Source organism: Calditrichota bacterium, assembly GCA_013112635.1.
Lineage (GTDB): Bacteria > Calditrichota > Calditrichia > Calditrichales > J004 > JABFGF01.
Map to the genome: position 1 here is coordinate 1,050,792 of JABFGF010000001.1, position 14,272 is coordinate 1,065,063.

Genomic DNA, 14,272 nt, shown 5'->3' on the forward strand with positions numbered 1-14,272 from the left:
CCATAATTATTAAATGTTATAAATATCAGATTTGTATCCGGCCAGATTGTTTTTATCAGAAAACCACTCGATTGTCCTTTGCAAACCTTCATCGAGAGAAACCATTTGTTTCCAATCAGTCTTTTCCACCAGCTTTCTATTTGCTCCAAACAATCGTCTAACTTCACTTTTTTCCGGTCTTAACCGTTGCTCGTCACTTACTATTTGTGCTTCCGGATTAATTTGATCAATAATTTTTTGTGCCAAATCTCCAATGGAAATTTCAGAATTTGTAGCAATGTTAATCTGCTCCCCAAATAAGTCTTTTCTTTTGGCTATCTCATAAAATCCATTTGCTGTATCAGCAACATATAAAAGATCTCGCGTAGGCGTTATATCTCCCAGTTCAATTTCTTTTTTCCCGTTTAAAAGTTGAGAAATAATTGTCGGGATTACTGCCCTGGCTGATTGTCTTGGTCCATAAGTGTTAAATGGCCTTACGGTAACAACAGGTAATTCAAAACTTCTGTAAAAAGACTCTGCTAGGTAATCGGCTGATATTTTTGTTGCTGAATATGGAGATTGACCTTGTTTTGGATGTAATTCATCTATTGGTACATATTGTGCCGTTCCATAAACTTCCGATGTGGAAGTTACAAGCAACTTTTCAATTCCCAGGTCTCTGGAAGCATTAAGGACATTTAAAGTCCCTTTTACATTTGTATCAACGTAAGAATCCGGTGAGTGATAACTAAAAGGAATTGCGATTAGAGCAGCTAAATGGAAAACAGTATCAATTCCTTCAAGAGCTTTACGAACACCATTTGGATCACGAATATCTCCGGCAAAAATGTCTATTTGTTTCAGTTTTTCTTGTGGGATTGAATCAAGCCATCCCCAACTATTAAATGAGTTATAGAAAACAAAAGCCCGGATATCATATCCTTGCTCGAGTAAAAATTCTGTTAAATGGCTGCCGATAAAACCATCTGCACCTGTAATTAACACTTTTTTCATTTTCTATTCACCTTTAAATACATTGTCAAAGTCAGTTCGTGCCTTTTCATAGTCACTTGGTCTTCCAATATCCAGCCAATATTCTTTAAGGTCATATTTTACAACCGGAAGGTTTTTGTCCAACATATTTTTGATAAGTGTATCCATTCCAAAATATGTATCATCGGGGATATATTTAAATATATCTGGAGTCATAACATAAATCCCAGCCAAAACATAAGTGATTAAATCTGGTTTTTCTTCCACACCCGTAACCAAATCGTCTTCAAAAAACACATTACCAAAGGCGAAAGGAAGTATCTCTTTTTTAATTGTAATAGTAAGAGCAGATTTTTTCTCCATTGCAAATTTATAAAAATCTGCAAAGTTAATCTGGCTTAGTATATCACCATTCATCACAACGAAGGGTTCGTTTAACTGCTCTTTTAACAAAGTAACAGGACCAACTGTACCTAATGGCTTTTCTTCTTTGCTAATTTGAAGCTTGACACCATATTTTTCACCATTACCAAAAAAGTTTTCTATATACTCCGATTTATAGTTTGTAGCTAAAAATATTTCATCAAAACCATGCTGCTTTAACTTTTCTATTTGAATTTCTAATATTGATTTTTCACCGATTGGCAATAAGGGCTTTGGGATTACCTGGGTAAAAGGTTTAAGCCGAGTACCTAAACCGCCTGCTAAAATTACTGCTTTCATAATATCCTATAGTTATTTAAACCAAGATTCTAAATCTTTATCTACTAAACTTTGGAGTTGACTAATATCTTTTTCAAAATGTCGTTTAATGTCATATCTAATTTCGATTGGCATTGAGTACTTTTTAATATTTTTATTCATAATATATTCATTAATAAAGGCTCGTAGTTTGGAGGGCGTAATACTGCGTGTTAATCTTTTTATGATATTATCTGTTAATACAAATTTTTGAATTGTTTTTGATCTGACAATACCACTTTTGTTAAATTTTTTCGAAACATCAGGAGTGAAATTTGGATCAACCTCAAGGAATTTAAAAATATCGTACAAAACATCTAAAGGTTTATTAATTAAATCTTCAAAAAAATATATTTTTACGTTATTTTTTGAAAAAGCTTCAATGTATGCTTTAATTTGTTCAAAATATTTACTTTGACCTGAATAATCATAATGCCAACGCCACCCTAATTCTAATCGTTTTTTTTCAAGTTCGAGCGATTTAGTAAACTGCTGGTCTTCAATACCAATCATAACTGATTGTGTATATTGAGAAAACGCCCGATCTATCGGATTTCTTAATACAGCAATTATTTTACAGTTTGGAATAAATTCCGTTATTGTCGGAATTGTTCTTTCATAAAAATATAAATAAGAATTTGAACATTCCCCTATCGCTTTTTTGTTTTGAGCGCCTTTGAATAATTCCTGGTAATCTTCCAGTTTATTTATAATATGATCATTAATAGCTTTGTCATGCGGCCCCTTAAAAAAAGGGGTTCTATTATAAAATGAAAAAAAATCTGGTTCCTTTTCAGGGCTAAGATAAATATCCGGGTGTTGTTTAAGATAGTTATACAATGAGGTAGTTCCGGCTTTGGCCGCCCCTATAACTAGAAAATTTGGTAACATGTGTGTTTTTACCTAAAGTTTTGAGAATTGGGGATTATAGCCAATCCAATATCCGAAAATATTGTATGCTTTAATTGCAGCAATCAAATTCCAAATTATAGTACTAAGGCCTGTACCTATCGCGGCACCCAATATTCCATACGTGGGTATTAGCAAATAATTAAGAAGGACATTCACAATCGCACCAATAATCATTGCATTACGGAAGTGGGCTTGATTTCCTGACATATCCATTAGTAGACCAACTGATCCAAATAAAGCATTAAACAATTGTCCAATACCTAAAATAATTAAAACATTTTGACCTTTAATAAATTCAGGACCAAAAAAATTCAAAATCGGAAATGAAAAAACTAAAAGGAAAATAAATATTGGCAATGTAACCCAAAAAATTAGCTTTGCTGATTGATTAACAACATCTTTAAGTCTTTCGTTTTGTCCACTCCAAAATAATTCAGAAAATTTCGGGCCTGCAATGGCATTAACTGCACCCAGTGCAAAGCTTATAAAAATTGAAATTTTTAAAGCAATTCGGTAGATACCAATCTCTTTAGTTGATGAATAAATTCCAAGCATAAATGTGTCTGTCCAGCCCATAATAAAAAACATTCCAGCTGTAACAATCATAGGCGTTGAAACGTTAATGATCTCTTTATATGAAATAATATTCTTACTTGGCACCGTATCTTCATTAATAAATCTTTTTTTATATTTTAGCCAGGTAATATAGCCAAGTACTGAAAGGATTATTGTCGTAATTACGTGCATATAAATCGGATTTAAATAAGATTTTGAAATAGTAAAAGACAATATTAGCAATATTATAATATTGGTTAAAGGCAAAACTGTTTGTAGAGTGATTGAAGGCAAAATACTTTTTATACCCCGAAGAGCGGAAGTACAAATAACGAAGAATGAACCTACCGGTAATAAAAATGCGGTCATTTTCAATGCAGGAACAAGCCGTGGTTCATTAAAAATGGCAATTGAAATAAATTCACTGGACAAATAAAACATAATTGACATTAATAAGGACAAGCTTAATATTAATTTTGTGATTTTTGTAAAAAATTTATTAATAGAATTCCAATCTTGTTTTCCAGCATATTCAGCTATATATCTAACAACCGAAGTTTGTGAACCAAATGAACCAAATAAAGAAAAAATGCTATAAACCGATAACATTAATGAATAAATCCCAATAACATCCGCACCGTATAGCCATGCAAGTATCAGGTTAAATATATAACTAAATATTAAAGCAATGTTTTTTAGTATGAAGGTTGAGCTTGCACTTTTCGCAATTTCACGAAAATCAACATCCAGTAATGAAAATTTTGTTGCTATTTTATTTTGTATTTTTAAAAGAAAACTCAATTAGTGAAATAACCTCATAACTCTCTACCAAACAATTGGATTTGCACTAAATTCTGTATAATTAACAATTGGGCCCTCATTAAATGATCCAATTCTATCATTCTTATCAATAATTTTCTGTTCTAATATCCCGCCATCAATTGTAGACCAGTAGTTATTCTTAAAATCCAGTGTATCTACATATGATATACCATCTGTAACAACATAATTACCAGCTATTGTATAGAAATTATTGTTGTTTGTAATACATTTGGCTATTCTTCCTACATAAAGATGCTCATTGTTTCCAGCAAAATCATTAAAAGTAATCGTGTGATTTAAAAGATGAGTGTAACTCCCAGGTGAACGTCCAAAATTAAAACTAACACCATATATTTGTGATTTTTCAAAAAGATTGTTCTTAATTGTTGTATTTGAGTTCTCTTGAGAAAGAATACCATTTGAATTATGGTAAAAAATATTTTTCTGAATTGAGAAAGAACTTTTATCTAAATTAACACCATCTTCGCATTCAATAAAGGCACAATTTTTAATATCTATATTTGAACTATTGAATCCACCTATACCAAATTTATTACCCCTGAAATATACTTTCTCAATACTCCCATTAGAAACAGTACTAAAAAATATCCCAAATTCAGTATCTCTAAAAATTGTGTTATTCACCATAAATGAGGTGGTTTGTTTTAATGAGAGCTCACCATAGTTTTCAGCCATTTTTGAAATGAAATGTATTGGTTCATCAGAAGTCCCATTTAATAAAATCTCCCCTTTTATTTCAATCTTACAATCCTCATCAAATCTAATTATACTTCCTTTTTCAACCTGCAATATTGTGCCAAAATTAAATATCGTTTTTGACTCAATTAGTACAAAACTATATGCTGCAATCTGCAAACTGTTAAAATATTCCCCGCTTAAAACTATCTCAGGTTTTAGAACGCTAGAAAGGTCTTTACTATATTCAGCTTCATACTCATACTTCCAACCAAAGCCCTCTTTTTCTACAACCACGTTATAAACACCCTCTTCAACTTTAATTTGCCAGCTTCCATCTGCAGATGTTGTAGTAGTGGCAACCGCTTCAAGCGGATTATCAAAGCTATCAACAGCACGATGATCAAATTCTGTTTCCTGGGAAATCTGCACACCAATATTTGGATATTGCTCATTTATACGCACAAGGGCTGTATCAAGCTCAACCGGCTCATATAAAGAAACTGTAACACCACTAAAATCTGTCTCGCCTTCCAGGGTTACTGTTCCGGAGAAGGTTACCTCATTATTAGAAACACTTTCGCTACATGATAATATGAAAGCAGAAATCAGTAAAAGCTTAATGGAAAGCAGTAAAAACAGTCTAAGTGAAAATCTACTTCCCATATTATTTTTTTCGTTTATCGCTTTTATGAAGTTGCTTTTCAAGGTATCTAATGTAACCATCTGTCACCTTCCTTGTTTCAATCATTAAACTTATTGCTTCGTCATAACTTTGTTGATCAATATAATTTTCATCAAAACATGTTATTAAATGATCTTCACATTCATACACGGATGCTCTGCTTTGTCGACAATATTGAATATTTTCTTTATAATGAAACCTACCATATCCTTCAGCAATATTTGCTGTTATTGAAACAGCCGCTCTTCGAATTTGTGAAACGAGTCCATATTTTTCGTTTTCAGGTAAAGATTTTGCAATTTGGTAAAGCTTAATTTTTAATTCACGCCCTTTTTGCCAACATTTCAAATCGCGAAAATGATGATTTTTACCTGTGTCTTTTTCCACTAAATTTCCCGCTCTTTTGTTTCCATGCTTTTTGTTTCCCCGTTTTACTGCTTTCTGCCCTCGTTCTTTTGTTATTTTTTGTGTTCTGCTTTCCAAAACTCACTGAGTCCTAAATCTCACTTGTGTCAATTGTCTTTCCTGCTTTCAGCTTTCTGTTTCTTGTTCTTTTGCCTGTCCGCCTACCGGCGTGATCATTTGTCATAAATCATTTGTCTTTGATGTATTCAAAAAAAAGGAGGGGTAAAATAAGATGAGCTTAAAATTTAAAATCAAGCTCATCTTTTGTGGAAAATATGAAGAGAATTTATAAAAGTGATGTGCTTAATTTTGTTTAAAGTAATCAGCCATTTTTAAACTATTGGCAATAAGCTTACCGGCACGGAATTTTAAACGTACATTCTTTATCAAACTCTTATTAAAATCCTCCTGTGTATCTGCCCCTTCACTGGCCAGGGTTAACCGAAATGTTCCAAACTCGCCTAAACGGACAATACGTCCATTAAGCAATTCTGACGGGATAACTTTTATTAATGATTCCAATACAGCCAGGGTATCGATACTGCTTACTGTGGATATATCAGAAATGCGGTCGGCCAGCTCCCGTAAACTAATCTCGCCATTATTTTGTGCAACCGCATAAAACTTACGTTCTGCTGTTGTATCTCTGGGGTTAACACGCTGAACAACATTATACTTAACTGCCATGGTACTTCCTCCTATGGGATTGGTTAAAAGTTACACAACCCATAATCGCAGCGTGGGGCATTCACTTTATTGGCCGTTAGGCAGGTGCACAGTAAATGGTCAGTTTATCTGTTAGTTCATTTTTCTTTTAAATACCAGTCAACAAGTTTATCAACACCAGCTTCAACCGTTGTTTTAGGATCATATCCAATAAGGTTTTTTGCCTTGGAAATATCAGCATAAGTTTCCATCACATCACCAGGCTGCATCCCAATTTTCTCGGTTATAGCTTTTTTTCCAAGTTTTTGTTCAAAAAGAGTTATTAGTTCATTTACAGAAATTGTTTTAGATTCACCTAAATTTAGTATCTCAAATCCATTTACATGTTGAATAGATTTAATAATTCCATCAATTATATCGTCCACATGTGTAAAGTCGCGTCTGGGTTCACCATTTCCATAAAGCTGAATCTTCTTGCCCTCATCAATTGCCTTACAAAATTTATACATACCCATATCCGGCCTGTTTCTTCGGCCATATACCGTAAAGAAACGTAAAGCAAAAATATTAATACCATACAAATGATGATAATTATGGCAAATTAATTCTCCTGCTTTTTTTGAAGCAGCATAAGGCGATATAGGGAAATCAACCGTATCTGTTTCTTTGAAAGGTACATTTTTGTTATTCCCATACACAGATGAAGAAGATGCATAAACAACTTTTGATATGTTATGCCTGCGACATTCTTCCAATATGTTTAGAGTACCATTTACATTTACATCAAAATATGCCCTTGGCAAGCGGATAGATGGTCGAACACCGGCTTTTGATGCCAAATGAATAACAACATCGAATACATTTAATTCAAATATTTCAGTTATATTTTCACTATCGCGAACATCAATTTCATAGAGTGAAAAGTTCTCGTCCTTTAGTGCACTCTCAAGATTTTTTCTTTTAATCGAGATATCATAAAAAGGACTGAAACTATCTATCACAGAAACCCGGTGTCCTAAGTCTAACAACTTATCAACAAGATTTGAGCCAATAAATCCGGCACCACCGGTTACAAGTATATTCATAATTAATTCAACATGTTATAAGATTCAGGTGAAAGGGCTATTAAACCCCGGTACAGTTGGGAATTGATATCAAGACTTTTTTGGGGCTTTGTATATTGTTCCGCTAAATACTCACCAAAACGTAACAGTTCTTTTCGTTTACCTACCCATTTATTATCACTAATTGTGATATCTGTTAACTCAAAAGCGCGTTCATAACAAAGGTTAACATTTTCAATGTTATTTTTTATAATCCAATTTTTGGCCCGGTTTAACTCGTTTGCAATCATTAGCAGTTGTTGGCCTTTGGGATAGGCAAACCATTTTTTAAAAGATAAATTTTTATGGTGTTTTAAGATAGGCATTTATTTCTCATAATTCGTTCCAAGAAACCAGGCTGTTAAGTGATTGTATTTTTACCTTGGGCCATATTATCAATCCATTCCATTTTTTGTTTGTTTGCCTCTTCAAGTGTTTTGTATTTAAATACACCACGAGGGAAATTTGGTGGGTTCATTTTACATGCAAGGTTAAACAAAGCCCTTATTTCATCATAGTATTTATCATCCGGATAAAAATTCCAAAGGGCCTCTTCTGCTTCGGATAAGGTTTTATACTTTTGAACAGACATTTACCCACCCTTTTCAATAAGTGATTTTAAAAAACGGGCATCGCGTTTATCTTCCGGGCGAACTGTATTTTTCTTCAATTCAAATAAAGCTTCCGGCGTGGCAATTTTAACAAAACTCCCTTTAAAAACTTTTGTTTCGAAATTAATAGAGTCATAATCTGCCACTTCACCAATACCTGCCATTACATCTATATAAAAACCATCTGGACAACCATAACGGATTACTGCATATTTTTTTAATTCATCAAAAGTAATTTCTTTAATTTCATCATCTTTAAATACATCTTCCAAAGCATACCGAAAATTCTTAATATTAGAATGATCCATTTTAATTATTAAATCTAAATCCTGGGTCAACCTGGGCATACCATATAAGATAACAGCATATCCACCAATTAGAATATAATCAACATTTCTTTTGTTTAGTGCTTTAATTACATCCTGGAATTTTTTAAATAAATCAATCATTTATAATATATACTTTAAATTAGAGACGGCTTCGCCACGTCAAGTGTATTGAATTACAAAATAATTGCAGGCAGATTTAAAAAAAACCGCCTCAGTTATTCAACGGGCATAAAGCCTGATACTATTTTAACATCTATTTTGTGGAAGAAGTCCGGCAACTTTGGAGGTAAATCTGTGTCATATCGAAATTGCCGTCTTAAACTAAAAAGTATCATCGTTCACAAAGTGCAAAAGTTTACCATTTAAATGGCTATTTTTCAAGTTGTTAAGACACTATTTTAAATACTTTTAACCGCTGTGATAAATCCCACATATATCAGATCTTTTTTTTCAAATTTCATGGTTTTATTTTCCAGCATTTCTTTATATTTCACACTTGATCATACTATTTTGTAACAAAAAACAATATAAGATTAGCTTCTATCTTTTTTTAACTCTTAGGGAGCAAAGGATTAGACATTTTTGTTTTTTGCCATTTTGAAATATACGTTAAAAATTCTTTGTAATAATTTCGAACAGAAAAATAACCTGTTTGAGTTCCCGTTTTTTGGAACGAGTTTTTATTTTTCCGAAATTAGGCGAAGAATTTAGTAATATTTCATATAGGCACTGATTTTTTGTTTCTTTTTCATTTAGGAAAAAGAAAGAAGAGTTTGAATTATCTGTATTTGATCGGTATTGAAAGATACTTCATTATTAACAAGGAAAAGGCATGTTTAAATATTTTCTTATAAGTCTTTTTAGCATAACTCTCATTTTAGCTCAAGATTCGAAATTCACCAATCAACAAATCCAACAAGGATACCATATAAACGGTGACACCACATCATTTATTTTTGATGAAGGCCTTTATGACAGATTTCCACAAGCGGTTACGGTTACTGGTTCTTTTCGTGGTTGGGATCAGAACATGGATGACGCAGCCTGGAAATTATCCAAAATACCGGGTTCGTCATTATGGATATTAAAAATAATGAACAATGAATTTAAAACGGTGCCGGTTCATAGTGAATTCAAATTCCGTATTGATGATGGTGAATGGTTATCACCCGCGGAAAGTGCCCCAAATATTAAAAATGGGAATCTCCGGTTTGCACACTCAATAAAAGTGACACGGGTTAAAGCAGAAGTCTTCGCTGCTAAAGATATTCGTATCCTTTTTGTGGAAAATCCGCCAGCTAAATACATTTACAACCCTGATAATTACATTTTAGAAACATACTCCGGCGATCGAATCGAAATTGAAAAAGTGTTATACCTCCGCCAAGGTGAATTACAGCTTATCCCAAAAAAAGAAATAATTATCCGCCATTTTCATAACTTGACCATTCAAAATTTGGAAAAAACAATCCCTGTAAAATATGATGGCTGGTTTCGTAATTTATACTCATCCAAAGAACTTGGCGCTAATTACAACTCTAAAAATGACCTCACAACTATCAATCTTTTTGCACCACGTGCCGATCAAATCAAACTTTATTTGTACAAAAAACCCGCTTCCAAACCTCATCAAACAATAAAAATGAAAAGAGCAGATGATGGCGTTTGGCAAACAAAGTTAAAAGGCAACTACGAAGGCTGGTATTACGATTTCACTGCTCATGGACCAGATGAACCCGGCAATCATTTTTATGAAACAAACCCGGTTCATTTTAGTGATCCCTGGGCGCGTGTTTCTGTTGATACCTGGGGACCAGCGCGGATATGGCCAAAGATGAAGCCCGCTAAACCGTTAAAAAATGGTATTCCAAAGTTAAAAGATGTTATTGCATACGAAGTCCATGTACAGGATTTCACCAGACTTTTGCCCATTTCCGATTCTCATAAAGGTACATTTAAAGGATTTATTCAATCCGGGCTTACCAATTCTGCAGGTGAGCCAATCGGCTTTGATCACCTTGTTGACCTGGGGATAAATACAGTTCACTTAATGCCGGTTCAGGAATATCTCCATTATTCCAACGAGGAATGGCAGGAAGCTTTTAAAAATGATCCATATATGATTGACCAGGGCGTTAATCTGGAGAATTACCAATGGGGGTATCGAACATCGCATGCCTTTGCGTTGGAAAGTCGCTATAGGGAAAAAGGGGCAGAATGGGGTTCACAAAATAAAGATTTTCGTGATCTTGTGCAGGCTTTTCATGATAAAGGGATTGCTGTAATTGTGGATTTGGTTTTCAACCATTCTGCAGAAAAGATGGATGCACGCATGATGTATTTTAACTTTGCTGCTATTGATGTGCCCTACTTTTACCGCACAGATGATAAATTTGATTTTATTGGCGAGTACGGCACAGAAACAAAAAGTGAAGAGCGTCCCATTATGCAACGCTGGATAATCGAACAGTGCACAGACCTAATCGAGCAATATGGCATTGATGGTTTTCGCATTGATCTTGCCGGACAAACAGATCAGCAAACATTGCTTGCTTTACGTGAAGCCCTTGGACCGGATAAAATTGTATACGGAGAACCGTGGATCGCATCGGCTGATCCTGATTATGAAAATAATCCTGACTGGGATTGGTACAAAGAAGATTCACCAATCACCTTCTTCCAGGATGATAGCCGTAATGCATTTAAAGGCCCTACTGCAAATCCTACCCAGAAAAATACTGACCGAGGCTACGCGGGTGGTAATGGCCAACGGGAAATTGTAAAAAAAGCCCTTTCCGCAGGATTTGATACTGACAAAACACCACTCTCTGGTATCAACTATCTTGATATACATGATAACTGGGCTTTGGCAGACAGATTTGCAAAAACCAATTGGGATGGCCGATTTGGTGTTGATGAAGACCAATACAAAATAGCGGCTACTTTACTTTTTACATCTTTAGGACCAATTGTTTTACATGGCGGAAGTGAGTTTATGCGTAGCAAAGCATCCGCCCCATTAATAGAGGTTACCAAACAAACAAAAAGCGGCCCAATCTGGATTCATGGTAAACGCGATACATACAATCTTGCACGGGCCAATCAATTTGAGTGGGAAAACCTGGGCAATAATATCGGTGATAAAGAAGAGATAAAATGCAATTATAAAAATATGAATGAATTCTGGAAAGGCCTAATTGCCCTGCGAAAAAGTTTATTAGGACGTGTTTTCAGGATAAGTGAAAAGCCGGATTCAAATTATTATAAATGGCTTGAACCGGATAATAAAAAACAGCTGGGCTATTTTGTAAATGAATCCATTTTGGTTTTAATAAATACAGATAGCCATCACAATTCTTTTAAGGACATTTCATTTCCTCCCGGTATTTGGCGGCTTGTTGGAAATAACGACAAAGTAAATCATATAAAAACGATTGATGGGAAAAAGGACTCCATTTTAAAAGGCAATAAAAAGTACACCATACATATAAATGGACATAGTTTAAAAATTTGGGTTCGGGATTTTGTAAATTAACTAAAACCCTTTTAAAAAATGAGATGCTTCGACTGGCTCGCTATGACAATCTTTAGGATTTTGTAAATTAAATAATTTATTGAATAACTGAATTAATGAAGTAATGAAGTAATGAATTAAGCCATTCAAACTCGCCATCAATTCAAGTCCTTATTTCAGCATTTCACTAATTCACTTTTCAGGAGTAATTTTTAATGAAATTAATGTTAATATCCGGTGCTCTATTTGCTTTGCTTAGTGTAGCCTTTGGTGCATTTGGCGCTCATGGATTAAAAAATATTTTAGATGATTATGGTAAAGAAATCTGGCAAAAAGCATTTTTATATCAAATGTTTCATGCACTGGCATTGTTACTGACAGGTATTCTGCAAAATCTATTTAAAGAAATTAATTTTACAGTTGCCGGTTATGCTTTTATACTGGGGATTCTCTTTTTTAGCGGAAGTTTATATATTTTGGCTTTAACAAATATCAAAACTTTAGGTGCAGTTACACCGCTTGGCGGACTGGCATTTTTATTTGGATGGGGCTGGATGATTTACGGTTTTACTAAAGTTTAATAAAACGTTTCCCTTTCCAAAATAAAAAACATTGATCCTGAACTGGTTTCAGGATCAATGTTTTTAACATAATGGGATGCCGATACATATTTGGTTTACAATCCCGATTTTTCGGGGCACGACCTTTTCTTTAAAACGATTCCATCCCGCAAAGGATGGAATCGATAAAACTTCTATAGCGCTTTTAAAACATCCAATAAATATTCCCAAACATTATTTACAGAATCAATTTTAACTCTTTCATCCGGGGAGTGCGCTCCTAAAATGTCCGGACCTAATGAGATCATATCCATTCCCGGAAATTGCTCTCCAATAATACCACATTCTAATCCGGCATGAACAGCTTTTATTTCTGCTTCTTCACCATATTTTTTGCTGTATACTTCTTTGCAGGCTTTTAAAAGTGGTGAATCAGGATTTGGCTGCCACGCAGGATATCCACCACCTTGTTCAACATCAAAACCGGCTAGCTCGGCAGAAGCTTTAACTTTGTCGGCAATATCAAGGATGGATGATGCAACAGATGAGCGTTGGCTTGTCAATAAATAAAGTTCATTCTCGCGTGTTTCCACAACCGCCATATTTGTTGATGTTTCAACAAGACCTTCAACAGCCTGGCTCATTGCCTCAACGCCGTGGGGAATTGAATAAAGAAATGAAATAATTGTTTTGCTCAAATCATCACTAAAAACTTTATCAGCAGCACCAACTTCTTCTATTGCAAAAGAAATATCTTTTTCAACAGCGCTGAACTCATCACTAAAAACAGGCGAAAAGTGTGCGGCCAATTTTTCTAATTCCGCATGAGCGGCTGAATCAAGAACTAAAGTAACTTCAGCTTCGCGCGGGATTGCATTATGCGCAGTACCACCATTTATTGAAGCAACTGAAAACTTCTGAGTTTGTCCAAGTTTATAAATTACGCGTGTTAGTAATTTTATGGCATTTCCAAACTGGTCAACAATATTTAAACCAGAGTGCCCCCCACGTAAACCTTTTATTTTTACAGAATATGTTTTCTGTCCGGACGGAGCATTCTGCCAATCAATTTTACGGGTCATAATTGTGTGTTTACCACCTGCGCAACCAATATAAAGTGCGCCCTCTTCTTCGGTATCCAGGTTAAGCATAATTTTGCCGTCAAGAAATCCAGGCTCAAGTCCCATTGCACCTGTCATTCCTGTTTCCTCATCAATTGTGCACAAAACTTCCAATGGTGGATGTGCCAATGAATCATCTTCTAAAAGTGCCAACCCCATACAAACACCAATGGCATTATCTGCACCAAGTGTTGTACCGTCTGCTCTTACCCAGCCATCGTCAATTAGCATTTTAATTGGATCTTTGGTGAAATCGTGAACTGTGCCTTTATTTTTTTCGCAAACCATATCCACATGGCCCTGTAGAATTACAGTCGGGCTATTTTCCATTCCTGCTGAAGCAGCTTTTTTTACAACAATATTTCCAACTGCATCTTCCTTATATTCAAGATTCAATCTATCAGCAACACCCTTTACATATGCTCGGGCACCTTCTTCATTTTTAGAACAACGTGGAATTTGATTGATATTATAGAAATGTTCCCAAACCAGGGCTGGCTTGAGTCCATCAAATACATTGGACATATTTACTCCTTAATATTTTAAATTTTGGTCAACAAACCATTTTGGTGAAATC

General features: G+C 34.6%; 14 protein-coding genes. 2 read left to right on the plus strand and 12 right to left on the minus strand.

The genetic code is table 11. The annotated features are described in order from the left end of the window. Nucleotides 1-9: 9 nt before the first annotated feature. From HND50_04355 to HND50_04405, 11 genes are all read right to left on the minus strand, one after another. Nucleotides 10-996 carry an NAD-dependent epimerase/dehydratase family protein gene (locus HND50_04355; protein NOG44436.1) on the minus strand — a complete coding sequence of 329 codons (987 nt, stop codon included), beginning with the start codon at nt 994-996 and terminating at the stop codon, nt 10-12. 3 nt (nt 997-999) lie between these two features. Continuing rightward, nucleotides 1,000-1,698 carry an NTP transferase domain-containing protein gene (locus HND50_04360; protein NOG44437.1) on the minus strand — a complete coding sequence of 233 codons (699 nt, stop codon included), beginning with the start codon at nt 1,696-1,698 and terminating at the stop codon, nt 1,000-1,002. Between the two features lie 12 nt (nt 1,699-1,710). Continuing rightward, complete coding sequence (locus HND50_04365) at nt 1,711-2,607, minus strand: sulfotransferase (GenBank protein ID NOG44438.1); 897 nt, start codon at nt 2,605-2,607, stop codon at nt 1,711-1,713. Nucleotides 2,608-2,619: 12 nt separating this feature from the next. Continuing rightward, the gene (locus tag HND50_04370) at nt 2,620-3,984 is read right to left on the minus strand and encodes a flippase (protein NOG44439.1); all 1,365 of its coding nucleotides are present in this window, start codon (nt 3,982-3,984) and stop codon (nt 2,620-2,622) included. Between the two features lie 24 nt (nt 3,985-4,008). Continuing rightward, nucleotides 4,009-5,427, minus strand: a complete 1,419-nt coding sequence (locus HND50_04375) for a hypothetical protein (protein ID NOG44440.1) — start codon at nt 5,425-5,427, stop codon at nt 4,009-4,011. Beyond that, nucleotides 5,369-5,773, minus strand: a complete 405-nt coding sequence (locus HND50_04380; protein ID NOG44441.1) for a four helix bundle protein — start codon at nt 5,771-5,773, stop codon at nt 5,369-5,371. The genes HND50_04375 and HND50_04380 overlap by 59 nt, the downstream gene beginning before the upstream one ends. Nucleotides 5,774-6,094: 321 nt before the next feature. Then, on the minus strand, nt 6,095-6,478 hold the full coding sequence (locus HND50_04385; GenBank protein NOG44442.1) for a DNA-binding protein: 384 nt from the start codon (nt 6,476-6,478) through the stop codon (nt 6,095-6,097). Between the two features lie 116 nt (nt 6,479-6,594). Beyond that, entirely contained in the window at nt 6,595-7,542 is a 948-nt protein-coding gene (locus HND50_04390; protein ID NOG44443.1) for an NAD-dependent epimerase/dehydratase family protein, read from the minus strand. Nucleotides 7,543-7,544: 2 nt separating this feature from the next. Beyond that, on the minus strand, nt 7,545-7,886 hold the full coding sequence (locus HND50_04395; protein ID NOG44444.1) for a hypothetical protein: 342 nt from the start codon (nt 7,884-7,886) through the stop codon (nt 7,545-7,547). A gap of 35 nt (nt 7,887-7,921) precedes the next feature. Beyond that, nucleotides 7,922-8,152: a hypothetical protein gene (locus HND50_04400; protein ID NOG44445.1), complete on the minus strand. Its 231-nt coding sequence runs from the start codon at nt 8,150-8,152 to the stop codon at nt 7,922-7,924. Next, entirely contained in the window at nt 8,153-8,620 is a 468-nt protein-coding gene (locus HND50_04405) for a hypothetical protein (GenBank protein NOG44446.1), read from the minus strand. 712 nt (nt 8,621-9,332) lie between these two features. Between HND50_04405 and HND50_04410 the strand changes: the two genes are divergently transcribed. Together HND50_04410 and HND50_04415 are read left to right on the plus strand one after the other, a co-directional pair. Next, complete coding sequence (locus HND50_04410) at nt 9,333-12,035, plus strand: pullulanase (GenBank protein NOG44447.1); 2,703 nt, start codon at nt 9,333-9,335, stop codon at nt 12,033-12,035. A 194-nt stretch (nt 12,036-12,229) separates the two neighbouring features. Further along, nucleotides 12,230-12,595, plus strand: coding sequence for a DUF423 domain-containing protein (locus HND50_04415; protein ID NOG44448.1), 366 nt, complete (start codon nt 12,230-12,232; stop codon nt 12,593-12,595). Nucleotides 12,596-12,768: 173 nt separating this feature from the next. On the opposite strand, the gene HND50_04420 is transcribed toward HND50_04415, so the two are convergent. Beyond that, entirely contained in the window at nt 12,769-14,220 is a 1,452-nt protein-coding gene (locus HND50_04420; GenBank protein NOG44449.1) for an aminoacyl-histidine dipeptidase, read from the minus strand. Nucleotides 14,221-14,272 lie beyond the last annotated feature (52 nt).

Excerpts from the sequence above, each read along its gene's own strand:
- HND50_04355 (NOG44436.1), bottom strand. The coding sequence starts at position 996 with ATGAAAAAAGTGTTAATTACAGGTGCAGATGGTTTTATCGGCAGCCAT.
- HND50_04385 (NOG44442.1), bottom strand. The coding sequence starts at position 6,478 with ATGGCAGTTAAGTATAATGTTGTTCAGCGTGTTAACCCCAGAGATACA.
- HND50_04415 (NOG44448.1), top strand. The coding sequence starts at position 12,230 with ATGAAATTAATGTTAATATCCGGTGCTCTATTTGCTTTGCTTAGTGTA.
- HND50_04375 (NOG44440.1), bottom strand. The coding sequence starts at position 5,427 with ATGGTTACATTAGATACCTTGAAAAGCAACTTCATAAAAGCGATAAAC.
- HND50_04405 (NOG44446.1), bottom strand. The coding sequence starts at position 8,620 with ATGATTGATTTATTTAAAAAATTCCAGGATGTAATTAAAGCACTAAAC.
- HND50_04360 (NOG44437.1), bottom strand. The coding sequence starts at position 1,698 with ATGAAAGCAGTAATTTTAGCAGGCGGTTTAGGTACTCGGCTTAAACCT.
- HND50_04395 (NOG44444.1), bottom strand. The coding sequence starts at position 7,886 with ATGCCTATCTTAAAACACCATAAAAATTTATCTTTTAAAAAATGGTTT.
- HND50_04365 (NOG44438.1), bottom strand. The coding sequence starts at position 2,607 with ATGTTACCAAATTTTCTAGTTATAGGGGCGGCCAAAGCCGGAACTACC.
- HND50_04420 (NOG44449.1), bottom strand. The coding sequence starts at position 14,220 with ATGTCCAATGTATTTGATGGACTCAAGCCAGCCCTGGTTTGGGAACAT.
- HND50_04390 (NOG44443.1), bottom strand. The coding sequence starts at position 7,542 with ATGAATATACTTGTAACCGGTGGTGCCGGATTTATTGGCTCAAATCTT.
- HND50_04410 (NOG44447.1), top strand. The coding sequence starts at position 9,333 with ATGTTTAAATATTTTCTTATAAGTCTTTTTAGCATAACTCTCATTTTA.
- HND50_04400 (NOG44445.1), bottom strand. The coding sequence starts at position 8,152 with ATGTCTGTTCAAAAGTATAAAACCTTATCCGAAGCAGAAGAGGCCCTT.